The organism is Arthrobacter sp. MYb214 (assembly GCF_002979865.1).
In the GTDB taxonomy this organism is placed as follows: Bacteria; Actinomycetota; Actinomycetes; order Actinomycetales; family Micrococcaceae; genus Glutamicibacter.
In genome coordinates this window covers 111,984-136,935 of the sequence record NZ_PCPZ01000007.1, presented here as the reverse complement: position 1 = coordinate 136,935, position 24,952 = coordinate 111,984, and the positions used below count along the sequence as shown (strand labels likewise).

Below are 24,952 nucleotides of genomic sequence, written 5' to 3'. Positions count from 1 at the left end.
GTTAGTCAACTTCCTTCACATCGAGCAGGATCTGGCTTGCAGAGATCAGCTGGATCTTGTCCTTGGAACCGTCGGCTGGCAGGTAGAACATCACCGGTTCGGCGTAGGTGCTTTCCACGTCGCCGTTCGAGGAGCTGGATCCCAGCAGCTGTTCGGTCAGCTTGTCGGTGCTCTTGAGCGGGTCAGCGTCTTCGGTGCGCACGAAGAGCGCCTTGTTGTTCAGCTTGCCGGTAACAATCGCTCCGCCATCCGGGGTGGAAACCACCTTGGTGTCGCCCTTGGTGACCGTGCGGTTGTACTTGACGTCCGCCTCGTTGGCTTCCTTGGACTCATCCTTCTGGGCTGCGTGCACCGCCTTGATGAAGTCCGATTCGGCAAACTTGTCCTTGTCCTTGGCATTGCCATCGGTCAGCACTTTGCCCAGTGCTTCCAGGGCCTTCTCCGGGGTCATCTGCAGGCCCTCGGCGTTGGCAGCAAGCTGCTTGGTCGACGGGTCGCCAACGGCGATGCCCGGGAAGGTGGAGTTCGGCAACATCTGGCCGGCGAAGACCACCTTGAAGTTATCGCGGGCGTTGGCCTGCACCAGGGTCAGCGCCTGCGGCAGGGTGTCGGCATCATTGTTCTTCGCGGTCACCACGGAGATTACGCGGGGGAACTTGGCTTCATTCGCATTCGGCACAGCGGCCGAGCGGATGACCTGGGTATTGAGCGCCAGCGGCTTGTCTACCTCGAACTTCTCCTTGAGCATGTCGTAGCGCTTATCGCGCAGGTACTTGAACGCACCGGCGGTGCGTGGTTCCAGGGCCTTGGCGTCGATCTTCTCATCGGCCTTGGCTACCTGCTTCTGGGCATCAGCCAGAACGCGCTTGAGCTGCTCTTCGGTGATGACCGGGAAGCTGGATACTTCTTCAACCGAGGAAGAGGCGGACTCGGAGCCCTTGGCATCATCGGACGCCTTGGCGTCCTGCGACTTCTGCTCGGATTCCGAAGGCTTGGCGCTGGACTCGTCGCTTGGCGCCATGGGCAGAGAAACACCGGAGATCGCCAGGGCCACCACGGCCACGGCGGCGACCGAGTGCTGGGTGTTCGCCCCGCTCTTCGGCTTGCCCGGGCGCATGACCAGCAGGGCCAGTCCGAAGACCAGCAGCAGCGAGCCGGCAATGATCAGCGGCAGGGCAAATGGCATGGCGTCGTCGTTCGCGTAGGTTACCGAGATATCCACCGGAGCGGCATCCTTTCCGCCTGCGGCCAGCAGCAAGGACCAGTCGCCGGAATCCGGAGCGGTCCAGCGGTAGGTCATGGTCTGATCCGCGGTCTGCGAGTCGAAGAAGATGTCATCACCGGCGGGATTAGGCGCATCGGCCTTGCCCTTGGCGTGCTCGGCGATCATCTTGTGGTTTTCGGTGTCGATGCCGGTGACCGATACATGCGATGCATCGCCGATCCACGCCTCGACGTCATAGTCGCGGCCCAAGGAAGCAGTGAATTCACCCTTCGACTTGATCACCAGTTCCACCGGGTCCAGCTTGGGGTCGTTGACCGAGGATTCAATCAAGGTCAGCGGTGCCTCATCAGCTAGTTGCGGCATGCTCGCGGTCACCGTTTCGGGCGGGGCCCAAAAGGTCTTCTGTCCGATGCCGACTACCAGGGCCGCGGCCCCCAGCAGCATCGCGATCACGGAGATTACTTTTCGCACAAGTTCACCTATTCGCCTACGTCTCACAGCTGTTCTTTGACAAGTCTAACGAGTTGCGGCCGATCATGGTTCCGATCCGCGCCTGTGAACTGGCTCAACAACGCAACAGCACGGTGTCTTGAACCACTTAACAGTGGCCGATGCGCGATATGCTCTGACCCATGGAGCCTGATCAGCCGCACCCGCATCGCGATAAGCACGTACCCGAGCAGCGTTCCGACGCGTCGGATCGCTCTTCCGGGCCGGCAACCTCCGGCCCGGAATCCACAGCGCATTCCCAGCCTCATGAGGGCAATTCCCAACCGGAATCACCTGCGGCCGCCAGCGCGCAGGCCCGTTATCCGGGCGCTGCGCCGACGGGCGCTAATCCGTCCCGCGAGGGCTGGTCCAAGAAGATCGCCGAACGCGTGGGCAAGATGCTCAACACCCCGCAGCGCAGTGCGGCCCTGGGCGAGGAACCGGAGCATCCGCTGGATGGCTCGCCGGAACCGATTCCGGCGCTGCACCCTATTTCCATGGGCTTCTTGGGCACCATTGGCGTGGGCATCGCCCTGGGCGGCTACTACCTGCTGACCAACGTCGGTTCGCTGATGACCTGGATTGCCATTGCGCTGTTCATCGCCTTGGGCCTTGATCCGATTGTGCGCTTCATGATGCGCAAGGGAATGACCCGTCCGCTGGCCGTGGCCGCGACCATGGTCAGCTTGCTGGCGATCTTCGGCGGCTTCATGGCCTTGATCATCCCTACCCTGGTCAACCAGATCACCGCCTTCATCACGCGGGCGCCTGAAATCGTGGATGATTTCCTCAATAGCGATTGGGTCCGGGAAATCGACCGGCAATACGCGATTTCCCAGCGCATCACTACCGAGGTCGACCGTTTCTTTGGCGATTCGGGCGCGGTGACCAATGTGTTCGGCGGCGTCCTGGGCGTATCGCAGACCGTCGCCCAGTCCATGTTCGGCGTGCTGATCGTGCTGGTGCTGGCCATCTACTTCCTGGCTTCGCTGCCAGGGATGATGGGCTTCTCGCTGCGCCTGGCCCCGCGCTCCAAACGCGACCGCGTGGCCGAATTGACCGTGCGCATTACCCGCTCCGTGGGCAATTACGTGATGGGCCAAGCCACTGTGGCCATACTGAACTGCCTGGTGGCGCTGGTGCTGATGAGCATCCTGGGCGTTCCGTTCACCGCGCTGCTCACCTTGCTGGTGGCGATGCTGGCCTTCATCCCATTGGTCGGCGGGGTGATCGCCGGCGTGCTGGTTACCTTGGTGACATTGTCACTGGGCTGGCAGACCGCCCTGATCTACGCGGTGTGCTACTTCGGCTACCTGCAGGTCGAGGCGTATTTCGTTTCGCCGCGCATCATGCGCCGTGCGGTGGCAGTGCCCGGCGCGGTCGCGGTGATCTCGGTGATTGCCGGCGGCACCCTGGCCGGGGTCACCGGTGCGCTCATGGCCATCCCGGTGGCAGCCAGCGCCATGATCCTGCTGCGCGAAGTCTTCATCGCCCGGCAGGACCGCCGCTAGCACCTGCCCCTCCAGGCAGCTGGCCTAGTAGCGGTAGGAACGGGTTTCCCAGCAGTGCGGATGCCAGTGGCGGCGCGCGTTGGCCGCGGCGTCATCGCCCGACCAGTGGTCCGCGCGCCAGGCGACAACATGGGCAACTCCAACTCCGATGGAACGGTGGCACCCCGGGCAGGAATAGGGCTTGTTGGCGTTCATCGGCGCAATCTTGCGCACATGCCATTGGCCGTCGGGGGCATCCTGGCGCAGCACCACGCCGAAGCGGGCACGCTGCATCCACTCTTCCTGGCCCGAACCGTAGCCCTGCTCTTCATCCCCGGAACCGTAGCCGGAGCCGGAGTTCCGGCCTTGGGCGGGTCGGGAATTCTTGGAGCGGCGCGGGCGGTTGGAACGTGGCATGTCTTTAATCATGCCGTATCTCCCGGCACAAGTCGCAACCAGCTAGTAAAGTGTGTGGGGTGCGTTTAGTGGTAGCGAAGTGTTCAGTTGATTACGAGGGCCGTCTTCGAGCCCACCTTCCGTTGGCGACCCGCTTGATCATGGTCAAGGCCGACGGCTCGGTACTCATCCACTCGGACGGCGGCAGCTACAAGCCGCTGAATTGGATGAATCCGCCGTTGATCCTGCGTGAGGCAGATCCCGATGAGGACGCCGCTGCATTGGGTGCCACCGCTACCTGGACCGTGTCCAGTGCGAAGACCGATGACAAGCTGACCATCCACTTCCATAGCTTCGAGCACGACTCGGCCCACATCCTGGGCACCGATCCGGGGCTGATCAAGGATGGCGTCGAAGCCGACCTGCAGCGCCTGCTGGCCGAGCAGATCGAGTTGCTCGGCGCTGGCCACCAGTTGGTCCGCCGTGAATACATGACCGCCATCGGTCCGGTGGATATCCTGGCCCGTGATGCCAAGGGCGCCACGGTTGCCGTAGAGCTCAAGCGCCGTGGCGATATCGACGGAGTGGAACAGCTGACCCGCTACCTGGAGCTTCTGAACCGCGACCCGCTGCTCAAGCCGGTTACCGGCATTTTCGCCGCCCAGCAGATCAAGCCGCAGGCCCGCACCTTGGCCGAAGACCGCGGCATCCGCTGCCTCACCTTGGATTACGACGCAATGCGCGGAGTCGACGACTCGGCAGGACGCCTCTTCTAGGGTTGCGGGTCCTCCCCGGGCTGCCTGGCAGCCTTAGTTTGGCCCTGCAGAAAACTGCATCCCGACTGCTAGTCTGATCTCCTCTACCAAAAGCGCTCGGTGCCGCACGGCCCGGGCCGCCAGGCTCGGGAGGTCCATTGGATCCGCTGACAGCTTCGCTCATGGCCATTGGCAGCGGTTCCGCTGCGGGCCTGCGGCCGTATTTCACGGTATTGGCCCTGGGCATCGCGGGACTCGTGATCCCCGATACCGCACCTGACATGATCGCTTCTGCGGCACGGCAGATTCCTGAAAGCATCACCAATCCGTGGGTCCTGGCGATCTGTGCCGTACTTGCCATCGGCGAGGCCGGCCTGGATAAGATCCCCTTCCTGAATTTGTCCATGGAAACCATCTCGGTGTGGCTGCGACCTGTTTTCGGCGCCCTGGTTGGCATCGGCCTTGGCGCCAATTCGGGAGTCGAGGTTGCCGTCCTCACCGGACTGCTCGGTGCGGGCTCCGCGCTGTCGGTGAGCCTGGGCAAATCGTCGATGACCGCGGCGACCAATGCCGTGCCCGAACCCATCACCCAATGGGTGCGCAGCCTGGCAGAAGATCTTGGCGCGCTGGTTCTCGTCTTCGCAGCTGTGCTGGTTCCGGTACTGGCCGCCGTGCTCGGACTCGTTGCCATTGCCATCGGCTTCTTCCTCTACCGCATGTTCCGCCGGGTCTACCGGTCAATGAAGAACCGGGTCGGCAGCATCAGGCAGAACCGGGCCGCCGCGCACTCCGCGCGCGAAGCGCAGCTGGCCTCCGGCACGAAGACCAGTACGCTGCAGGCGCTGCAGGCCCTGGCCACCGGCAACGCGCCGGCTTCCGAAGATCCTGCGGGCAAGGGCAGCTAGCTCCTTGCCGTGGCCAGGTGCCCGGCGCGCTGGGGCTGCTGCGTTCCCGGTTCGCTAAATGCCAAGTCCGCTGAGAAAATAATCCGTCGAGTCGGTGACTGGACGCGTTCTCTCTTCTAAGCTGGGAACATGACTACGACGCGCTACGCCCTTCATGCCACCCTGATTTCCGATGGCCTCAAGGTCACCGATGGCGTGCTCGCCGTGGAAGGCGACCGCATCCGCTTTGCCGGCAACCGCGATGACTTCAACGCCCTGGCCGATGCTGCCGACTACCCGGTACGCGAGGTAGCCCCCGGCTCCATCATCATCCCGGGCCTGATCGACCTGCATTGCCATGGCGCCCTCGGCGCGGACTTCTCGGCACCGGATCATTCGAGCGTCACCGAAGCGGTGGAGTACCTGCACCGCTCGGGCACCACTACCCTGCTCGCGTCGCTGGTCACCGCAGAGCCCTCGTCCATGATCGAGGCCGCCGAGCTGCTCGCCGAGCTGGCGGAGGCCGGCCAGATTGCCGGCATCCATGCCGAAGGCCCGTTCCTCTCCGTAGACCGCTGCGGCGCCCAGGACCCGCGCTTCCTGCATGATCCGGATCCGGAATTCGTCAGCGAGCTGGTGGCTGCCAGCCGCGGCCAGCTGCGCACCATGACCTACGCTCCGGAATTGGCCGGCAGCGAGGAACTCGTTGAGCAGCTGGTCTCCCACGGCGTGGTTCCGTCGCTGGGGCACACCGATGCCAGCGCCCAGATCACCGCGGATTCCCTGCGCTTTGCCCGCGAACAGCTGCGCAGCGCCGGGGTGGACGGCTTCACCGAACGCCCTACGGTCACCCACCTGTTCAACGGCATGCCTTCGCTGCACCACCGCGAACCCGGTCCGGTGGCCGCCTGCCTGGAAGAGGCGGTGAACCGCAATGCGTTCGTGGAGCTGATCGCCGACGGGGTGCACCTGTCCCCCGATACCGTGCGCCTGGTCTTCCGCTTGGTCGGTGCGGAGAACATCTTGCTGGTCAGCGATTCCATGGCGGCCACCGGCTTGGCCGATGGGCAGTACACCCTCGGCCCGCAGGATGTGAATGTGGCCCTGGGCCAGGCACGGCTGGCCAGCGACAATTCCCTGGCCGGCGGCACCTGCACGCTGCTGGAAATCGTGCAGCGCGCCGTGCAGGCCGGGGTCTCACTGGTCCAGGCGGTCAACTCGGCTACGTCCATCCCCGCCTCGCTGATCGGCCTGGCCGACGAAGTCGGTTCCCTGCACTACGGCTTCGCCGCCGATGCACTGATCCTGGATGCCAATCTGCAGCTGGTCCAGACGATCCGCAACGGGGAATACCTCTAGCCCACCGAAAATCCCGGACTGCGCTAGCCCTGCCGGATCCGCCCGAGCTGGCCGAGCAGCTCAAGCTCCTCGGCCCGGCCGAGGCCAGCACGCCGGGACCGGTCCAGTCCGCGAGCCCGTTCATCGGCCAGCACGTCGCCAAGCAAGTCCTCCAGGTCCCGCTCCGGGCCACCGGCCAAGGCGTACCGCTGGTTGCTGCGCTGGGCGAAGCCGTGGTCCTCCAGCGCAAGCCACAGCGGCAGCGAACGCGCCCCGGCCCAGTAATTGACCTGGCGTTCGCGCAGCCATGCGTCCTGGGCGGTGACCAGTTCCCCGCTGAATCCCGCAATCCGTGCGGCCGTACTGAGGAACTGGGCGAAGCCATGTGATGTTCCGGCCACGTTGAAGGTTCCCGTGAGCGAACGCGCGGCGGCGTCGATAATCCACGCGGCGGCATCGCGCACGTCGATGACCTGCACATGGCGGCCCGCGGTTGGCGGGATGAGGACCTGGCCGGCACCGGCCAAGGCCAAGCGCGAAACCCAGTAGGAAAAGCGGTCGCTGGGATCGCCAGGTCCGGTAATCAGCCCCGGACGGGCAATGAGCAGCCGGTCGGCAACCATCGCCGTGCTGGCCCGTTCGGCAAGGACCTTTGCATGCCCGTAGTCGCCGGGATCGGACGGTTCATGCAGTTGCGCGTCTTCGCCGGCACCGGGCAGCTGCGCGCTGGCATACACCGAGATGGAGGAAACCAGGGTCCAGTGCCGCGCATTCGCGGCCAGGGCCGCCAGCGCTTCGTGCACCCATTGCAGCTCATAGGACAGCTCGATGACCGAGTCGAATCCGATGCCCTGCACGGCATCATAGGCCCCGGGCTGGCTCCGGTCGGCACGCACCAGCTGCGCGCCCTGGGCAACCTCGCCGGAATTGCCGCGCGCCAGGCAGGTTACTTCGTGGCCACTGCGGATCAGCTGCCGCGCCAGCTCGCGGCCGAGCCACGCGGTGCCGCCAAGGATCAAGGTTCGTTTCATGCGAACAGTCAACTACGTCCTGCGCCACGCGCCCAGGCATTTCGCACTCAGCGCAGTTCCTGCCGGCCGTTTCCGGATCGGTGGCTGCGGTGCCCGGGATCCGGAGGTGCTCCCCCAAGCCGCCACGCGCAGCTGAGCAGTGCGCCGAGCACGCAGGCGATCCGCAGTGCCCCCCCCAGCCTGCCAACGCTGCCTGCCAGCATTGACTGGCCAGGGAACGCGAAAACCGCCGCTGCATCTGCAACGGCGGCTTTGCTTTATCAAGTTCTAGATCTGCCAGCTCCCGGCGATCGGCCCGGCTTCGAGCCAGGCCGAGAAGCCGGTGTAGTCGCGGTAGTCCATGGCCAGCAGCAGCTCATCACCGCTGCGCACCAGCATCACGATGATGAATCCTGGCGGGATCCGCGAGGTTTCCTCATCGGTGGGCTGGCGTGTCCCGGTGATATCCAGGCCACGGCGCTCGATCACGAAGCTCGGGACCGGGGAGACAGAGAAAAACCGCAACAGGTCCACATGCGCTCCGCCGTAGCGGCCGATGACCATCATCCATTTGCCCGAAGGCGCCAGGATGGATGCATCGAAGGTGCCCAGCGTGCGCCGCAATTGGATGCGGCGCACGGCCATGGCCCCGAAGAACATGGCGATGCCGATCAGGATCAGCAACGCGATCAGAACTGGTGCGGTTATCTCAAACAATTCATCGCCTACGCTGCGGTACCAAGCACAGCGTTGTCAGCAACGATCACTACGCGATCCGAATCAACAGAGAAGAAGCCTCCGTCGATCTGGACCGAGAAGCGGGACTCGGAAACCGGTTCGATTTCCAGGTCCCCAGCGGCAAGCACGGACAGCATCGGAACGTGACCGGGCAGAACACCGATCTCGCCGTCCACCGAACGAGCCTTGACCAGCTTCGCAGCGCCCGACCACACGAAGTGGTCAGCCGCGACGATTTCGACCTGAAGCTCAGCCATAATTAGCTGGCCTTCTGGATTTCGGCCCACTGGCGCTCGACGTCGTCAAGACCGCCGATGTTGAAGAACGCCTGCTCTGCAATGTGGTCCAATTCGCCATCGCAAATGGCCTTGAAGCCTTCGATGGTGTCCTTGATCGATACGGTCGAGCCCTCGACACCGGTGAACTGCTTTGCGGTGTAGGTGTTCTGCGAGAGGAACTGCTGGATACGGCGTGCACGGGCAACGACGATCTTGTCCTCTTCGCCCAGCTCGTCGATACCGAGGATCGCGATGATGTCCTGCAGTTCCTTGTTCTTCTGCAGAATGGCCTTCACGCGGATGGCTACATCGTAGTGATCCTGGCCAATGTACTGCGGATCCAGGATTCGCGAGGTCGAGGTCAGCGGGTCGATCGCCGGGTACAGGCCGCGCGACGCGATTTCACGCGACAGCTCGGTGGTTGCATCCAAGTGGGCGAAGGTTGCTGCTGGAGCCGGGTCGGTGTAGTCATCGGCCGGGACGTAGACAGCCTGCATCGAGGTGATCGAGCGGCCCTTCGTCGAGGTGATGCGTTCCTGCAGCAGACCCATTTCATCGGCCAAGTTCGGCTGGTAGCCCACGGCGGAAGGCATGCGGCCCAGCAGGGTCGACACCTCGGAACCGGCCTGGGTGAAGCGGAAGATGTTGTCGATGAACAGCAGCACGTCCTGGTTCTGGACATCGCGGAAGTATTCCGCCATGGTCAGAGCCGACAGTGCCACGCGCAAACGGGTTCCAGGTGGCTCATCCATCTGGCCGAACACCAGTGCGGTGTCCTTCAGGACGTTTGCCTCGTCCATTTCGACCCAGAGGTCGTTGCCTTCACGGGTGCGCTCGCCAACACCGGCGAATACCGAGGTACCACCGAAGTTACGTGCAACACGGGTGATCATTTCCTGGATCAGCACGGTCTTGCCAACGCCGGCGCCGCCGAACAGGCCGATCTTGCCGCCCTTGATGTACGGGGTCAGGAGGTCGATCGACTTGATGCCGGTTTCCAGCATTTCGGTCGAGCCCTCGAGCTCCGAGAACTTCGGAGGCTGGCGGTGGATTGGCCAACGCTCGGTGACCTGGATCTCCGAGTTGTCAACGTCCAGGGCGTCGCCCAGAACGTTGAAGATGTGGCCCTTGACGCCGTCGCCGACTGGGACGGAGATGGCAGCGCCGGTATCGGTCACCGAAGCACCGCGGACCAGGCCGTCGGTGGCCTGCAGCGATACTGCGCGGACCAGGCCCTCACCGAGGTGCTGGCTGGTCTCGAAGGTGATCTTCTTGGTTTCGCCGTTGAGGTTCAGCTCAGCGGTCAGTGCGTTGTAGATAGCAGGCAGTGCGTCGGCTGGGAACTCGACGTCCACGACCGGGCCAGTCACGCGCGCGATGCGACCGATGGCCCCTGCGGTAACCTGCTCGTTGAGTTGGGCAGTCATCTTTCTCACTTCTTGTCTGGTCGGAGTATCGGTAATTAGCTGTTCAGCGCGTCGGCGCCGGCGATAATTTCCGAAAGCTCCTGGGTGATTTCAGCCTGACGGGCATTGTTGAGCAATCGGGTGTACTTCTTGATCAGTTCACCAGCGTTGTCGCCTGCGGCCTTCATAGCGCGCTGACGTGCAGCGAGCTCGGAAGCTGCGGACTGCAACTGGCAGTTGAACAGTCGAGAATCGATGTAGCGCGGGAGCAGTGAATCAAGCACTTCTTCCGGCGATGGCTCAAACTCGTACAGTGGCAATAGCTCGTCGGTTGGAGTCTCGGATTCATCCTCGACAACCTCCAACGGCAACAGACGGATGACCGTCGGTTCCTGCGTGACCATCGACTTGAACTGGGTGTAGACGACGTGGATTTCATCCACGCCACCCTGCTCGAAGTCGGTGTCGAAGTCCTCAAGGAGAACGTCGCGCAGCTCGCGTGCGGTTTCGAAACGCGGGGAATCAGTTTCCCCGGTCCAAACTCGTGCGTACTCGCGTGAACGGAAATCAAAGTAAGCCTGGGCCTTGCGGCCGACCAAGTAGGTCTTGACTTCCTTGCCTTCTTCACGCAGGAGTTCCACGAGGTGCTCTGCCTGCTTCAGAACGCTGGCGGAGTAGGACCCGGCAAGTCCTCGGTCCGAAGTCATCACCAAGACCGCGGCGCGGCGAACCTGCGCCGGCTCGGTGGTCAGTGGATGCTCGACATCGGCCTGGGACGCGACGGCGGTTACTGCACGGGTAATCGCATTGGCATACGGCAACGAGGCCGAGACACGCGTACGTGCCTTACCAATGCGGGATGCAGCGATCAGTTCCATCGCCTTGAAGATCTTACGCATCGACTTGGTCGATCCGATCTTCTGGCGGTAGACCCGAATCTGGGCTCCCATGTGTGTCCTTTCCTTATCCCCTACTTCGGGAGGGCGGCGCCGTTACCGGCGCCGCTCCCCCTCGTAAGGAAATTGTCAGCGCTTCTGCTTGACGATCTGTTCCTGGTCAACGGACTCGGAATCGAGAGCGTCGTGCTCTTCGTGTCCGGCGGCGACAAGCTTGTCGTCACCTTCGCCGAAGAAGCCGGCCTTGAAGTCCGCAACAGCGGTCTTCATGGCTTCCAGAGTCTCGTTCTCCAGCTTGCCGGTCTGGCCGATCACGGTCAGCACGTCGGTGCGGTGGCGCAGGTAGTCGATGAACTCGCCCTCGAAGCGGCGTACATCCTCAACCGGGACATCGTCCAGGTAACCGTTGGTGCCGGCCCAGATCGAAACGACCTGGTCTTCGACTGGGTATGGGGTGTACTGGCCCTGCTTGAGCAGTTCCATCAGGCGTGCACCACGGGTCAGCTGCTGCTTGGAAGCAGCATCCAGGTCCGAAGCGAACATCGCGAATGCCTGCATGTCGCGGTACTGAGCCAATTCAAGCTTCAAAGTACCGGAGACCTTCTTCATGGCCTTGACCTGAGCCGAGCCGCCAACGCGGGATACGGAGATACCCACGTCGACTGCTGGACGCTGGTTGGCGTTGAACAGGTCCGACTGCAAGAAGATCTGGCCGTCGGTGATCGAGATGACGTTGGTCGGGATGAACGCGCCCACGTCGTTGGCCTTGGTTTCGATGATTGGCAGACCAGTCATCGAACCTGCACCCAACTCGTCCGACAGCTTGGCGCAACGCTCAAGCAGGCGGGAGTGCAGGTAGAAGACGTCACCTGGGTAAGCTTCGCGTCCTGGCGGACGGCGCAGCAGCAGGGACACGGCACGGTAGGCTTCAGCCTGCTTCGACAGATCATCAAAGACGATCAGAACGTGCTTGCCACCGTACATCCAGTGCTGGCCGATGGCCGAGCCTGCGTATGGTGCCAAGTACTTGAAGCCTGCTGGGTCAGATGCGGGGGAAGCCACGATGGTGGTGTATTCCAGTGCACCCTGCTCTTCGAGGGTCTGGCGTACGGCAGCGATGGTCGATGCCTTCTGGCCAATTGCCACGTAGACGCAGCGAACCTGCTTGGTCTGGTCGCCGGATTCCCAGTTGGCGCGCTGGTTCAGAATGGTGTCAACCGCGATAGCGGTCTTACCGGTCTGGCGGTCACCAATGATCAGCTGACGCTGGCCACGGCCGATCGGGATCATGGCGTCGATAGCCTTCAGACCGGTCTGCATTGGCTCGTGCACGCTCTTGCGCTGGGTAACGCCTGGTGCCTGAAGCTCCAGGGCGCGGCGGCCCTCGGAAGCGATTGGGCCCAGATTGTCCAGTGGCTCGCCCAATGGGTCAACCACGCGGCCGAGGTAGCCGTCGCCAACTGGAACCGAAAGGATCTCGCCTGTGCGCTCGACCTTCTGGCCAGCTTCGATGCCGGTGAAGTCACCAAGCACAACGACACCGATTTCGCGGGTATCGAGGTTCTGGGCAAGGCCCAGGGTGCCATCTTCGAACTTCAGCAACTCGTTTGCCATGACGGAAGGAAGGCCTTCCACTCTGGCGATGCCGTCGCTCGCGGCGACGACGCGTCCCACCTCGGTGCGCTCTGCCTTACCCGGTTCGTAGGAAGATGCGAACTCGTTTAGGGCATTACGGACGTCGTTGGCATTGATGGTCAAATCGGCCATCTGCAGTCCCTGCTCTCCTAAATTGTGATCCGGTTCTAAAACACCGAATCGAATGTGAATGAAGTCTGTTGTGGTCCTGGCAGCTAGGAACACCAGGTAAAGGATTGCTCCTTCGCCTAATGAGTCCTAGCTGGCCAAGGCCCGGCGCAAATCTGCCACGCGCGATGCCACGGAAGCGTCGACAACTTCGTCGCCAACCTTGACTACCAGTCCACCGACCAGCGATGGGTCGATAGTGGCGTTGAGCTTGAGCTGACGACCGTAAAGCTTGTTCAGGCTGGTCTCCAGGCGCGAAAGCTGAGTCGCCGAAAGCTCTACAGAGCTGGTCACCGAAGCGATCCAGCGCTGCTGGCGCTTGGCCACGAGCTCCACGAAGCGTTCCAGCAAAGCTGCTGGCTTCAAACCACGAGGGTTCGAAACTGCCTGCGAGATCAATACCTGAGAGGTCTGCGACGCGTTAGGCACGAGCTTCAGCGCGAGAGCGCGCTTTGCCTCGACTGGGGCCTGTGCATCATCCAACGCACGCTGCAGTTCGTGGTTGCCACGAACTACCTCGATGAAGGAGAACAGATCCTGCTCCAGCTTGTTCAGCCCCGAAGCGCCGTCCTGCTGCTCAGCCACTGCGGTAACCGCAGTGACAGCCAGCGTTTCGAGCGCATCGCTAATGTCGCGTTCCGAGCTCCAACGGGTAGAAGCCAGCTGGGCAACGGTGTCCTCAGCGTCAGCCGAGACCTTTCCGTGCAGCAGCTGGGCCAAGAGGCCTGCCTTTTCGGCAGCATCACGGGCTGGGTCAGTCAATGCGCGGCGAAGACCGGCATTTGCATCCAGTACTTCCAGGACCGCGAACAGTTCCTTAGGCAGCTCAATAGATGCCAGTGCCAGCTTGGGTTCCAGGAACGCCAAAGCCTTTGCTAGTGACTCGCTCGATACACTTGCCATTAGTTCGATGCACCTGCGTTCTGCTGAGCTTCCAAATCGGTCAGGAACTTGTCAACCACGCGCTGGGCACGGGCATCGTCCTGCAGAGCTTCGTCAACAACCTTGCTTGCAAGCTCGGTAGCCAATGCGCCCACGTCGGTGCGGAGCGAAGCCAGAGCCGAAACGCGCTCTGCTTCGATCTGACGGTGCGACTGCTCGGTGATACGAGCTGCCTCATCGGTTGCCTTGGTCTTCAGATCTGCGAGGATCTGAGCACCTTCGCTACGAGCTTCCTCACGGATGCGGTTTGCTTCGGTGCGTGCTTCCAGAAGCTGGGCCTTGTACTGAGCCAAGGTCTCCTCTGCTTCCTTCTGCGCTGCTTCAGCCTTCTCCAGGCCACCTTCGATCGCGGTGACGCGATCTTCATAGGACTGCTCGAACTTCGGAGCAATTACCTTGATGACGATGAACAGAAGGACCGCGAAACCAACACCCGTGACGAGAATTTCCCACGGGTTCGGCAACAGCGGGTTGACCGATTCGCTCGCAGCGAGGATGAAATCAGTGCTGTTCATTCTCACTATTCCTTATCTACTAGTTTCCGCTTGTGTGTACGCCTCGCGATAGTGGCGAGGCCACTACAGTTGCGAAAAGACTAGGCGCCGATGACGAAAGCGAAGACCAGGCCCAGGATGGCCAGTGCTTCAGCAAGTGCGAAGCCAAGCATGGCGATTGGCTGCAGGATGCGCTGAGCCTCAGGCTGACGTGCAACACCGTTGATGTAGGCAGCGAAGATCAAGCCAACGCCGATAGCCGAACCGATAGCAGCCAGGCCGTAGCCGATCATATTCAGGGAGCCGTGCAACATGTGATTATGTTCCTTTCAAGATACCGAGCTTTTGCCGGTAGGTTGTGAGGTATTCCTTGAGCGACTCAAGGAAGATCTTTATGGGTTGGAAGAAAAGAAGTGTTGGCCTAGTGGGCGTCGGCTTCGATTGCACCCTGGAGGTAGATCGCGGTCAGCAGGGCGAAAACAAACGCCTGCAGGACCATGATCAGCAGTTCCAGGAAGTACATGGCGACCGAGCCAACGATGACCAGGATGCCAAGGCCGTTCATGGCCAGGGAGTCCTGGACAACGATCAGGTGACGAGCGCCGGCAGCTGCCAGCATCACGATCATGTGACCGGCCAGCATCGTTGCCATCAAACGCAGCGAGTGCGTCAGCGGGCGAACGATGAAGTTAGAAATGATTTCCAACGGAATCATCAGTGGCATGATCCAGCCCGGAACACCGGACGGGACGACGGCCAACTTGAAGTAGCGGATACCGTGGTTCTTCAGGCCTACAGCAATCCAGGTGCCGTAGATGATGATAGCCATCGCGTATGCAGAACCAGCGTGTGAGAACGATGGAAGCTGCAGGAACGGAATCGCGCCGAAGAGGTTGTTCAGCAGTACGAAGAAGAAGGTCGCGAACAGCAGAGGAATCCAAGGACGGAAGTTCTTCTCGCCGATGATGTCGCGGCCAATTCCGTTACGTACAAACGCGTAACCGGACTCAGCGATGTACTGCATCTTGCCTGGAACCAGCTTCGGGTTCTTGATGGCCACGGTGAAGAACCAAGAGATAAGCACGATCGACAAAACGATCATGAGCATCTGCTTGCCGAAACCCGTGCCGTACTCAGCCATCCACGGGAAAAGATCCGGGAGGTGGGTATCGGAAACGGATGGCGGTACGAAGCCGCCTTCTTCTGAGGCCATTGGGAGCGCAAACGCGAACAACGCGCTGTCCTCTCTGCAGTAACGGTCACGGGCAAAAGGCGGTGACTGGCGGTAACTGCCTCTCACCGTGTGAAGAAAAGATCAAACGGGGATCCCATCATGGCCCATGCCAGAAGCATCAACCCTGATGAAGGTCCATCTGCGGGTTACCCCGCGGATGCATATTGCGTATTCCGCCCGCAGTTGAGCGGACGGCCAAAAATGACCCGAAGTAAGCTTATCAAACTCACAGCACCCCACCGACACAAAGTCGCGCGGAATACTCTATTCCTCGTTGTAGATAGCCAGGCGCGCCTTCATGAAAGCACGCACCTCACCAACCTGCCAGGCAACAAGGGAGATAGCTGCTGCAAGAACGAATCCCTGGCGATTAACCCAATCGGGCAACCCCAGGTTCAACAACACGAAGGCGATGCCAAAAACCTTGATGACAAAGACACCCAAGAACGCGGGCATGGCCCACGAGTGGCGAATTCGCCCTGCAGCTTCGGCAATGAGAATGCCAATCGCGAAAAAGCCAATCACAATCCCGGCAGCCAGCGCGCCAGAAAGCGCGTAGCGAAGATCGGCAACCAACCATGAAATCAGGAAAAATATGGCGGTAGCGATCAGCGAATACACCAGTGACAAGCCAAGAATCGGCAACCAGATGGATTTCGGGGCTGACGAAGCACTGACGCGGGCAGAACCAGAATTCACGTCCGCAACCTTTCTTCGTCAACACCGAGGAACCATCGTGCACCCATCGATGCTGATGAAACTTGAAACTTCCACCTATTCCCTAAAGAACAGATGAAAGAAGATCCAGATTGAATTCTACACGAGATAGAAACAGATTGCTTGTGCGTTACCCTGCTATTTGATCGGGCTAGGCTTTGCCCATGCGCTTGCGTAAGGCCTCGACCCGCTTGATCACCAGGGGACGCCACGTTGCTACCGCTGCCACTAGGAACAACAGCAAGGCCATCGGGACCACCAGAATGACCGGGATGAAGGCGATGGAAACCACTGAGACTGCAATCACGGCGGCCCACAGGTAGAGCAGAACTACCGATTGGCGCACGGAGTGGCCCTGGGCCAGCATCCGGTGGTGGATGTGCTTGGCGTCCGGGGAAAAGGGTGAGCGTTTGTTGGCCAGCCGGCGGAAGACCGAGAGTACAAGGTCCAGTACTGGTAGGAAGACGATCACCATCGGCAGCAGCATCGGCATGTAGGCCGGGATGTTGCGGAAGCGCCGGGCCTCCAGGCCCTGCACATCACCGGTCACCGCCACCGCGGCCACCGAGAGGATCATGCCGATGGCGAGAACGCCGGTCTCCCCCATGAAGATATTCGCCGGGTTGAAGTTGTGCGGCAAGAAGCCCAGGCAGGCACCGAGCAGCAAGGCGCAGAGCAAGGCCCCGATGTTCGCGTAGTCATCGGCGCTCACGTGCGTGGCCAGTACATAGGAGTACACGAAGAAGGTCGCCGCGCCAATGGCGGCCAGGCCCGCGGCCAGGCCATCCAATCCATCGGAGAAGTTGATCGCGTTCATGGTCAGCACGATCAGGAAAATGGTCACCGAAATCTGCATCCATTGCTCATCGATCTGCCACGACCCCACGGGCAGGGACTGGATGACGATTCCGTTGGTGGCGACCATCCAGCCGATCAGGATCTGGCCGGCGAGCTTCAGCCACCATTTGAGGTCGAACATGTCATCGGCCAGGCCCATGAGCACGATGACGCCCAGGGCGTAGGCGATTCCGCGGATGGCGTCGTCATTGCCGAAAACCCCGCGGAAGAAGTGGAAGTTGCTGGCCAGCCATAGCCCTGCGGCGAAAGCGGCGATAATCGCCAGGCCGCCGAACTTCACGATCGGTTTTTCGTGCTGGTCGCGTTCGCGCACCAGCTGGTTGCCGGTGAAACGGTGGCCAAGGGTGCGGATGATCGGGGTGAGCAGGAACGAAACCGTAAAGCTGAATGCTATGAGCAGTACGTATGTTCTCATGCGCCGGTTTCCGGTGCGTCCTGTCCCAAATCGAGAATGCCAGGGACGACCACGCGCAATTCGTCAATGGAAATCGCGCCCGAGCGAACCACCTGCAGGTTCTGGCCGGTGCAATCGATGATGGTCGATGGCAGGACCTCTTCCCCGGCCTCGCCGCGCGGGCCGCCGTCGAGGTAGACATCCACCGACTCCCCGAGCTGAGCGAAAGCCTGCTCGACATCCAGCGCCGCCGCGTTGCCGGTGCGGTTGGCCGAGGACACGGCCAGCGGGCCGGTCTGGCCCAGGAGTTCCAGGGCGGTGTCGTCGTTGGGCACGCGCAGCGCCACGGTGCCGCGGGTCTCCCCCAGATCCCAGGTCAGCGAAGGCTGGGCCTGCAGGATCAGGGTCAGTCCGCCTGGCCAGAACGCTTCGGCCAGCTTGCGCGCGGGCTCGGGGATGTCCCTGGCCAATCCGTCCATGGTGGAACTCTGGGCGATCAGCACCGGCGGGGGCATGGTGCGGTTGCGGCCTTTGGCGGCCAGCAGCATCGCCACGCCCTGGGCGCTGAATGCATCGGCGCCGATCCCGTAGACGGTATCTGTAGGCAAGACGATGCAGCGCTTGTCCGCCAGCGCGGCCTTGGCTGCGGCGATGCCTTCAGCGTGTTCCTGCTCGTTGCTTACCGAAAATGTTGTGCTCACGGGATCATTCTTTCATGCACTGGTGTGGTTTGGTTATTGCGGCGCGTAGCCGGATGTGGCGCGGGCGCGCCCGGTCAAATCTTCATGGCCAGCTACCTGCGTGAAACCGGCCGCGCGCAGCATGGCTGCCGCGGTTTCGCGCTGCACTTCGGCGTGTTCCATCACGTAGTAGCCGCCGGGACGCAAGAGCTTCATGGCTTGGGCGGTAATGGCTCGCGGAATGTCCAGTCCGTCCTCCCCGAGCCCGTACAACGCCATTTCCGGGTCGTGCTCGCGCACTTCCACTTCGCGCGGCACCGCGTTGGGCGGAATATACGGCGGATTGGAGATCACCAGGTCCATGGTGCCTTCCAGTTCCCCGGGGACCGCCGTGGCATCCTGGTGCAGCACGGTGACCCGGTGCGGCTCGCAGTTGGCCCGGGTGTAGCCGATGGCATCCTCCGAGAGCTCCACGGCCCAGACGCTGGCTGCTGGCACTTCGCTGGCCACGGACGCTGCAATGGCGCCGGAGCCCGAGCACAAATCAATGCACCGCGGGGTGCCGATGCCTTGGGCGGCCAGGAAATCAAGGCCGAGCTGCACCACGGTTTCGGTTTCCGGGCGCGGGGTGAATACTCCCGGTCCCACCTTCAGCTCCAGGTAGCGGAAGTACGCCACGCCAGTCAGGTGCTGCAGCGGGATGCGGGTGCGCCGGGCGGCCACCAGGGCGGTGAATTGCTCCCGGGATCCAGGGTCGAGGCCCTCGCCACGCAGTTCGCGCAGCTTCAGTTCCGAGCGGTCGATGCCCAGCACGTGGCACAGCAGCAGCTCGACGTCGACGCCGGGGCTTGGCACCCCGGCGTCGGCCAGCGCCGCAATCGCCTGGCGGCGTACGGCAGTGAGTTCTTCCAAGGCGTCGTTACTCGCCCAGCGCTGCCAAGCGCTCTTCCTCGTCCATCTGGATGCAGGATTCAACCACCGGCTGCAGGTCCCCGTCCATCACGGCGTCAAGGTTGTAGGCCTTGTAGCCGGTGCGGTGGTCGGCAATGCGGTTTTCCGGGTAGTTGTAGGTGCGGATGCGCTCGGAGCGGTCCATGGTGCGGATCTGGCTTGCACGCTGGGCCGAGTTCTCCTTGTCGATGATCTCCTGCTGGTGGGCCAGCAGGCGCGAACGCAGCACGCGCATCGCGGCTTCGCGGTTCTGGATCTGCGACTTCTCGTTCTGCATGGCCACCACGATGCCGGTGGGCAGGTGGGTAATGCGCACCGCGGAGTCGGTGGTGTTCACCGACTGGCCGCCGGGGCCCGAGGAACGGTAGACATCGATCTTCAGGTCGTTCTGGTGGATGTCGACTTCTTCGGGCTCGTCCACCTCGGGCAGGACCAGCACGCCGGCAGCCGAGGTGTGGATGCGGCCCTGGGATTCGGTGACCGGCACGCGCTGCACGCGGTGCACGCCGCCTTCGAACTTCAGCTGGGCGTAGACGCCTTCGGCCGGGTCATTCGATTTGCCTTTGATGGCAACCTGGGCGTCCTTGTAGCCGCCGAGGTCGGACTCGTTGAAGGAGATCATCTCCACCTTCCAGCCCTTGTGCTCGGCGAAACGGGTGTACATGCGCAGCAGGTCGGCTGCGAACAGCGCTGCTTCGTCGCCGCCCTCGCCGCCCTTGACTTCGAGGATCACGTCGCGGCCGTCGTTCTCGTCGCGCGGGATCAGCAGGCGGCGCAGCTTCTCCTCGAGCTCTGGCAGGGCGGCGGTGAGGGTTTCCACCTCTTCTGCGAAGTCCGGATCCTCGTCAGCCATTTCCTTGGCTGCTTCCAGGTCCTCGGTGGCGGCGTGCCACTTGTTGTAGGCCTCGACGATGCCGTTCAGCTGTGCCGAGCGGCGGCCGAGCTTGCGGGCCAGCGCCTGGTCGGCGTACACCGCTGGATCCGAGAGCTGCGCCTGGATTGCGGCATGCTCTTCTAGTAGCGACTTGACGGACTCGAACATGGTGGGTGTGCTTCCTTGTTGGCGTTTTCCGCGCAGTGCCGCCGGCTATTGCGGCTGGGGCACTGCTGGAATTCAATTCTAAACGCTGCGCCGGCCGGGGCCGGCGTGCGAGGTGTCACTACGCGCCGATGGCGTCCAGCCAGCTGCCGGTGCGGCAAGCTGGCTGGACGCCATGGCGGTGGGTGGTGCTAATCCTTGTTTGGAGTGGTCTTGTTGACCAGCATCAAGAATTCCGCGTTCGATCCGGTTTCGCGGATCTTCCCGGTGAGCACTTCCAGTGCCTGCTGCGGATCGATGCCCGAGAGCATGCGGCGCAGGCGCCACATGATGCGCACCTCTTCGGCACTCATCAGCTGCTCTTCGCGGCGGGTCGAGGAAGCGTTGACATCCACTGCCGGGAAGATGCGCTTCTCGGCCAGCTGGCGCGAAAGGCGCAGCTCCATGTTGCCGGTGCCCTTGAATTCCTCGAAGATGACCTCGTCCATCTTGGAACCGGTCTCCACCAGGGCGGTAGCCAGGATGGTCAGCGAGCCGCCATTCTCGATGTTGCGGGCTGCACCGAAGAAGCGCTTCGGCGGGTACAGCGCTGCCGAGTCGACGCCGCCGGAGAGGATGCGGCCCGAGGCCGGAGCGGCCAGGTTGTAGGCACGGCCCAGGCGGGTCATCGAGTCCAGCAGGACCACGACATCCATGCCCATTTCCACCAGGCGCTTGGCGCGCTCGATGGCCAGCTCGGCCACGGTGGTGTGGTCATCGGCCGGGCGGTCGAAGGTCGAGGCGATGACCTCGCCCTTCACGGTGCGCTGCATGTCGGTGACTTCTTCGGGACGCTCATCAACGAGCACCATCATCAGGTGCACTTCCGGGTTGTTGATGGTGATCGCGTTGGCAATGGCCTGCAGGATCAAGGTCTTGCCGGCCTTCGGAGGCGAAACGATCAGGCCGCGCTGGCCCTTGCCGATTGGCGCGACCAGGTCGATGACGCGCGGGCCGACCAGCTTCGGATCGGTTTCCAGGCGCAGGCGCTCGGTCGGGTACAGCGGGACGAGCTTGTTGAACTCGACGCGTTCGCGGTTGTCCTCTGGCTTCTTGCCGTTGACCGAAGTCAGCTGCACCAGGGCGTTGAACTTCTGGCGGGGGTTCGGGGTCTCGCCCTCGCGTGGCTGGCGGATCGCGCCAACGATGGCGTCGCCCTTGCGCAGGTTGTACTTCTTGACCTGGCCCAGGGTGACGTAGACGTCGTTCGGGCCGGGCAGGTAGCCGGAGGTGCGCACGAAGGCGTAGTTCTCCAGCACGTCCAGGATGCCGGCGATCGGCAATACGACGTCGTCCTCGCTCAGCTGCGGCTCGTCGTCATCACGGCGGTTGCGGCGGTTGCGGTTGTTGCGATCGTTACGGTCGTTGTTGCGATCGTTGCGATCATTGTTGCGCTCGCGGCGGTTGCTGCGGTCATTGCGATCGTTGCGGTCGTTGTTGCGCTCGCGGCGTTCGCGGCGGTCATTGCGGTCGCCACGCTCGGAACGGTCCTCGGCGTTCTCCGAGTCGTTCGAGTCGTTGTTGCGATCGTTGCGATCGTTGTTGCGCTCAGCACGATCGTTATTGCGCTCGTTGCGGTCGTTGTTGCGCTCATTGCGGTCGTTGTTGCGCTCGTTGCGGCGGTTGTTGCGCTCGCGGCGCTCTTCGCGGCGGTCGGTGCGCTCTTCAGCGTTCTCCGACTCGGCAACTTCGGTGCGCTCGGTGTTGCGATCGCGGCGGTTGCCACGCTCACGGCGGTTGCCGCGCTCGCGGCGCTCTTCGCGTGCTTCGCCGTTGTTCTCGGCGTTCTCCGCCGGTGCCTCGGCCTGCTCGGCTGCCTGCTCTGCTGGCTGGTCAACCGGCTTGTTGTTCCGCGAGTTGCGGCGCTGGCGTGGAGCCTTGGACTCCTCGGCTGCTGCCTGGTTCTCGGCTGGAGCCTCGGTAGCGGCTTCGTTGGCTTCGGCAGGAGCCGCAACCTTGCCCGAGTCGGTCACGCGGCGCGAGGTGCGGCGTGCGCGAGCTGGCTTTTCAGCCGGAGCTTCAGCAGCCGCGCCGGCCTCTGGTGCGCTCTCGGTCTCAGCCTGCGCCTGGGCCGCGGCCTTTGGCGCACGACGTGCACGGGTCTTGGTTTCCTTGGCCTGCTCGGCTGGAGCTTCAGCCTTCGCTGCGGGAGCTTCGGTCTTGGCAGACTTCGCTTCCTGTGCGGCCTTGGCGTCCTTGGCGGCAACGGAGCCACCGCGCTGGTGGTCGCCGATGGCCTTGACCAGATCAGCCTTGCGCATCCGCGAACCGCCGGTGATACCCAGCTGCGAAGCCAACTGCTGGAGCTGGGTCATTTTCAAAGAGGCCAGTCCGGCGCTCTTGTTTTCGGAAGTCTTGGTGTCCACGCCTTCGTTGAGGCTCGTGGTTTCGGTCACGAAAGTTCCTTCTGACTCGTAGGATGGGCCGCTTCAAGGCAGGCCCACTATGCCGTAAATGATGTTCAGCAGCCGAAGATTTCGTGGCTACTTCACTTTCTCCCCGCAAGATGGCCCAGAATTCGGGGCAAAACTGCAGTGGATTAGAGAGACTGACATCTCCTAGGCACGAAGACGTACCTGAATGCGGGATATCAAAGTTGCTGCGAACTGCAGGAAGATCCGGGACGGCTGGACGGATGAAATGGGGTTCGAGAACCGAATTTATCCGCATCAACACTGGCCACAAAGGATTCGGACCGGGCTACTGCCCAGCTATCCGGCCTGCCATGGTGTTACAGCACTTCTACTGTAACACCGTTGGCAGCCAGCTTGGGAACTTCAGCACGCCAAGACACTGGAGATCCTGCAGAGAATTCATCGATGGCCGCTTGCACGGCAGCGACCTGTTCATCGCTGGCCACCAGGGTCAACACGGTCGGTCCGGCGCCGGACACCACTGCGGCCAGTCCTGCACCGCGCAGCTTGGCAATCAGCGCCGCGCTTTCGGGCATGGCCGCGGCGCGATAGTCCTGGTGCAGGTAGTCCTTGGTGCCGCCCAGCAGCTGGCGCGGATCGTTGCTCAGCGCATGGATCAGCAGCGCGGCGCTCGCGCTGTTCGCCGCGGCTACCGCGTGGTCGACCTGTGCAGGCAGCGCGCCGCGCGCGACCTCGGTGGACAAGCCATTGGACGGGATCGCCAGCACTGCGCGCAGGTCCGGGTGCAGGGGCACCTGCACCGAGCTGAAGCTGCCGGCGGCATCGGTGGCAGAGATGCTTAGTCCGCCAAAGACCGCCGGAGCCACATTGTCCGGGTGCCCTTCCCACGCTGCAGCCGCCTGGAAGATCCGCTCGGTCCCGCCACGGGCTGGGGCCGGAAGCAGCGCATCGGCGGCGGCGTAGGCCGCGACGATCGCCGCGGCCGAGGATCCCATGCCGCGCGCGTGCGGGATGTTGTTATGCGCGACCAGCTGGACGCCTACCGGTTCAAAACCGGCGTCTTTCCAGTAACGGTGCATTTCCTTGATGATCAGATGCGACTCATCGCGTGGCAACTCCTGCGCCCCATCGCCGAAAATCTCGACGCTGCTGGACTGCGCGGTGCGCACTTCGAGGCGGTCGCGGTATTCCAGGGCCAGGCCCAGCGAATCGAAGCCAGGACCGAGGTTGGCTGAGGTGGCCGGCGGAGAAACGATCAACTTCTGGCCCAGGGCGATCTGCTGCGTCATGGTTCCTTCAAGAATTCGGTGCGATAGGTATCAGGTGCGCAACGGCCCGCCGCGATTGGCTCCCCCGGTCCGGGAGAGCCAATGACGCGGCGGGCCGTCGTGCTGCCGGCGGCTGGCCGGCGAAAAGCTGCTAGGCCAGGCCCAGCGCGCCGGCGACCTCGACCACGTCGAAGGCCACCTTCTTCGGCGCAACTTCCGAGCCGTCGGCCTGCTTCAGGGCCCAGTCCGGGTCCTTCAGGCCGTGGCCGGTCACGGTGATCACGATCTTCTTGCCGGTCGGCGCAGTGCCGGCGGCGTGGTGCTTGAGCAGGCCGGCCACGCCGGCTGCCGAAGCTGGCTCCACGAAGACGCCTTCGCGGCTTGAAAGCCAGCGATGGGCTTCGAGGATCTGCTCGTCGGTGACCGAGTCGATCTGCCCGCCGGACTCGTCGCGGGCGGCTTCGGCCTGTTCCCAGGATGCCGGATTGCCGATGCGGATGGCGGTGGCGATGGTATCCGGTTCGGTGATCGGGTGGCCGGCCACGATCGGGGCGGCCCCGGCGGCCTGGAAGCCCCACATGACCGGGTTCTTGGTGGACACCGGCTGCAGTTCCTTGCCGGCTTCGTTGGTCCACTTGGAGGAATACTCCTTGTAGCCCTTCCAGTACGCGGTGATGTTCCCCGCGTTGCCTACCGGCAGCAGGTGGTAATCCGGGGCGTCGCCCAGGAAGTCGACGACCTCGAAGGCGCCGGTCTTCTGGCCCTGGATGCGGGCCGGGTTCACCGAATTCACCAGGAACACCGGGTAGTTCTCGCTGAGCTTGCGCGCCACTTCCAGGCAGTTATCGAAGTTGCCGTCGATCTGGATGATGTCCGCACCGTGGGCGATCGCCTGGGACATCTTGCCCATGGAGATCTTGCCATCGGGCACCAGCACCGCGCACTTCAGCCCTGCCTGGGTAGCGTAGGCGGCGGCCGAAGCGGAGGTGTTGCCGGTGGAGGCGCACACCACGGCCTTGGCGCCGGCAGCCACCGCGGCGGTCATCGCCATGGTCATGCCGCGGTCCTTGAAGGAACCGGTCGGGTTCATGCCCTCGACCTTCAGGTACACCTCGTTGCCGGTCTGCGCCGACAGCGCCGGGGCGTAGACCAGCGGGGTGCCGCCCTCGCCCAGGGTGATGACCTTGGTGTTTTCGTCTACTGGCAGGCGATCGGCATATTCGCGGATCACTCCGCGCCACTGGTGAGCCACG

At 62.7% G+C, this 24,952-nt stretch carries 25 protein-coding genes; 5 read left to right on the top strand and 20 right to left on the bottom strand.

Going from position 1 to position 24,952, the window contains the following annotated elements; genetic code table 11:
• Window position 1 precedes the first annotated feature (1 nt).
• Window positions 2-1,696 (bottom strand): hypothetical protein, encoded by a 1,695-nt coding sequence (locus tag CQ012_RS15770; protein WP_146112978.1) that lies wholly within the window; start codon window positions 1,694-1,696, stop codon window positions 2-4.
• 161 nt (window positions 1,697-1,857) lie between these two features.
• Between CQ012_RS15770 and CQ012_RS15765 the strand changes: the two genes are divergently transcribed.
• A complete protein-coding gene (locus CQ012_RS15765; RefSeq protein WP_105662591.1) occupies window positions 1,858-3,225 on the top strand; it encodes an AI-2E family transporter in 1,368 nt (455 codons plus the stop codon).
• Between the two features lie 24 nt (window positions 3,226-3,249).
• Here CQ012_RS15765 and CQ012_RS15760 read toward each other — a convergent pair whose 3' ends face one another.
• Window positions 3,250-3,621 (bottom strand): Rv1322 family protein, encoded by a 372-nt coding sequence (locus tag CQ012_RS15760; protein ID WP_105658418.1) that lies wholly within the window; start codon window positions 3,619-3,621, stop codon window positions 3,250-3,252.
• Between the two features lie 59 nt (window positions 3,622-3,680).
• Here CQ012_RS15760 and nucS point away from each other — a divergent pair, with 59 nt between their 5' ends.
• The 3 genes from nucS (at window position 3,681) to nagA (ending at window position 6,598) form a co-directional block, all read left to right on the top strand.
• Window positions 3,681-4,376, top strand: coding sequence for an endonuclease NucS (nucS, locus tag CQ012_RS15755; RefSeq protein ID WP_105662590.1), 696 nt, complete (start codon window positions 3,681-3,683; stop codon window positions 4,374-4,376).
• A gap of 161 nt (window positions 4,377-4,537) precedes the next feature.
• Entirely contained in the window at window positions 4,538-5,260 is a 723-nt protein-coding gene (locus tag CQ012_RS15750) for a DUF4126 domain-containing protein (RefSeq protein ID WP_105662589.1), read from the top strand.
• 129 nt (window positions 5,261-5,389) lie between these two features.
• Window positions 5,390-6,598: an N-acetylglucosamine-6-phosphate deacetylase gene (gene nagA / locus CQ012_RS15745; protein ID WP_105662588.1), complete on the top strand. Its 1,209-nt coding sequence runs from the start codon at window positions 5,390-5,392 to the stop codon at window positions 6,596-6,598.
• A 23-nt stretch (window positions 6,599-6,621) separates the two neighbouring features.
• On the opposite strand, the gene CQ012_RS15740 is transcribed toward nagA, so the two are convergent.
• Window positions 6,622-7,608 carry an NAD-dependent epimerase/dehydratase family protein gene (locus tag CQ012_RS15740; protein ID WP_105662587.1) on the bottom strand — a complete coding sequence of 329 codons (987 nt, stop codon included), beginning with the start codon at window positions 7,606-7,608 and terminating at the stop codon, window positions 6,622-6,624.
• On the opposite strand from CQ012_RS15740, the gene CQ012_RS17685 reads away from it, so the two are divergent.
• Window positions 7,607-7,744, top strand: coding sequence for a hypothetical protein (locus CQ012_RS17685; protein WP_181149085.1), 138 nt, complete (start codon window positions 7,607-7,609; stop codon window positions 7,742-7,744). The genes CQ012_RS15740 and CQ012_RS17685 overlap by 2 nt on opposite strands.
• 131 nt (window positions 7,745-7,875) lie before the next feature.
• Here the strand turns inward: CQ012_RS17685 and CQ012_RS15735 are convergent, their stop codons facing one another.
• The 17 genes from CQ012_RS15735 to thrC form a co-directional block, all read right to left on the bottom strand.
• Window positions 7,876-8,304, bottom strand: coding sequence for a DUF2550 domain-containing protein (locus tag CQ012_RS15735; RefSeq protein WP_105658413.1), 429 nt, complete (start codon window positions 8,302-8,304; stop codon window positions 7,876-7,878).
• 8 nt (window positions 8,305-8,312) lie between these two features.
• Window positions 8,313-8,582 carry a F0F1 ATP synthase subunit epsilon gene (locus CQ012_RS15730; RefSeq protein WP_038990466.1) on the bottom strand — a complete coding sequence of 90 codons (270 nt, stop codon included), beginning with the start codon at window positions 8,580-8,582 and terminating at the stop codon, window positions 8,313-8,315.
• A gap of 2 nt (window positions 8,583-8,584) precedes the next feature.
• Window positions 8,585-10,030 (bottom strand): F0F1 ATP synthase subunit beta, encoded by a 1,446-nt coding sequence (atpD, locus tag CQ012_RS15725; protein WP_105658412.1) that lies wholly within the window; start codon window positions 10,028-10,030, stop codon window positions 8,585-8,587.
• 35 nt (window positions 10,031-10,065) lie between these two features.
• Entirely contained in the window at window positions 10,066-10,959 is an 894-nt protein-coding gene (locus tag CQ012_RS15720) for a F0F1 ATP synthase subunit gamma (RefSeq protein ID WP_013348625.1), read from the bottom strand.
• 75 nt (window positions 10,960-11,034) lie between these two features.
• On the bottom strand, window positions 11,035-12,672 hold the full coding sequence (gene atpA / locus CQ012_RS15715) for a F0F1 ATP synthase subunit alpha (protein ID WP_013348624.1): 1,638 nt from the start codon (window positions 12,670-12,672) through the stop codon (window positions 11,035-11,037).
• Between the two features lie 126 nt (window positions 12,673-12,798).
• Complete coding sequence (locus tag CQ012_RS15710; protein ID WP_013348623.1) at window positions 12,799-13,611, bottom strand: F0F1 ATP synthase subunit delta; 813 nt, start codon at window positions 13,609-13,611, stop codon at window positions 12,799-12,801.
• Entirely contained in the window at window positions 13,611-14,165 is a 555-nt protein-coding gene (locus CQ012_RS15705; RefSeq protein WP_013348622.1) for a F0F1 ATP synthase subunit B, read from the bottom strand. The genes CQ012_RS15710 and CQ012_RS15705 overlap by 1 nt, the downstream gene beginning before the upstream one ends.
• An 80-nt stretch (window positions 14,166-14,245) precedes the next feature.
• Window positions 14,246-14,458, bottom strand: a complete 213-nt coding sequence (locus tag CQ012_RS15700) for an ATP synthase subunit C-like protein (RefSeq protein WP_013348621.1) — start codon at window positions 14,456-14,458, stop codon at window positions 14,246-14,248.
• Window positions 14,459-14,565: 107 nt separating this feature from the next.
• Entirely contained in the window at window positions 14,566-15,357 is a 792-nt protein-coding gene (atpB, locus tag CQ012_RS15695; RefSeq protein WP_105658410.1) for a F0F1 ATP synthase subunit A, read from the bottom strand.
• 285 nt (window positions 15,358-15,642) lie between these two features.
• The gene (locus tag CQ012_RS15690) at window positions 15,643-15,999 is read right to left on the bottom strand and encodes a hypothetical protein (protein ID WP_146112315.1); all 357 of its coding nucleotides are present in this window, start codon (window positions 15,997-15,999) and stop codon (window positions 15,643-15,645) included.
• Between the two features lie 247 nt (window positions 16,000-16,246).
• Window positions 16,247-17,368 (bottom strand): MraY family glycosyltransferase, encoded by a 1,122-nt coding sequence (locus CQ012_RS15685; protein WP_105662586.1) that lies wholly within the window; start codon window positions 17,366-17,368, stop codon window positions 16,247-16,249.
• Window positions 17,365-18,048 carry an L-threonylcarbamoyladenylate synthase gene (locus tag CQ012_RS15680; protein WP_105662585.1) on the bottom strand — a complete coding sequence of 228 codons (684 nt, stop codon included), beginning with the start codon at window positions 18,046-18,048 and terminating at the stop codon, window positions 17,365-17,367. Before CQ012_RS15680 ends, CQ012_RS15685 begins: the two co-directional genes overlap by 4 nt.
• A gap of 33 nt (window positions 18,049-18,081) precedes the next feature.
• A complete protein-coding gene (gene prmC, locus CQ012_RS15675) occupies window positions 18,082-18,939 on the bottom strand; it encodes a peptide chain release factor N(5)-glutamine methyltransferase (protein ID WP_105662584.1) in 858 nt (285 codons plus the stop codon).
• Window positions 18,940-18,946: 7 nt separating this feature from the next.
• Window positions 18,947-20,020, bottom strand: a complete 1,074-nt coding sequence (gene prfA / locus CQ012_RS15670) for a peptide chain release factor 1 (RefSeq protein WP_105658405.1) — start codon at window positions 20,018-20,020, stop codon at window positions 18,947-18,949.
• A gap of 188 nt (window positions 20,021-20,208) precedes the next feature.
• Window positions 20,209-22,452 (bottom strand): transcription termination factor Rho, encoded by a 2,244-nt coding sequence (rho, locus tag CQ012_RS15665; RefSeq protein ID WP_105662583.1) that lies wholly within the window; start codon window positions 22,450-22,452, stop codon window positions 20,209-20,211.
• A 335-nt stretch (window positions 22,453-22,787) separates the two neighbouring features.
• On the bottom strand, window positions 22,788-23,720 hold the full coding sequence (thrB, locus tag CQ012_RS15660) for a homoserine kinase (protein WP_105662582.1): 933 nt from the start codon (window positions 23,718-23,720) through the stop codon (window positions 22,788-22,790).
• A gap of 130 nt (window positions 23,721-23,850) precedes the next feature.
• On the bottom strand, window positions 23,851-24,951 hold the full coding sequence (gene thrC / locus CQ012_RS15655) for a threonine synthase (RefSeq protein WP_105658402.1): 1,101 nt from the start codon (window positions 24,949-24,951) through the stop codon (window positions 23,851-23,853).
• Window position 24,952: the final 1 nt, after the last annotated feature.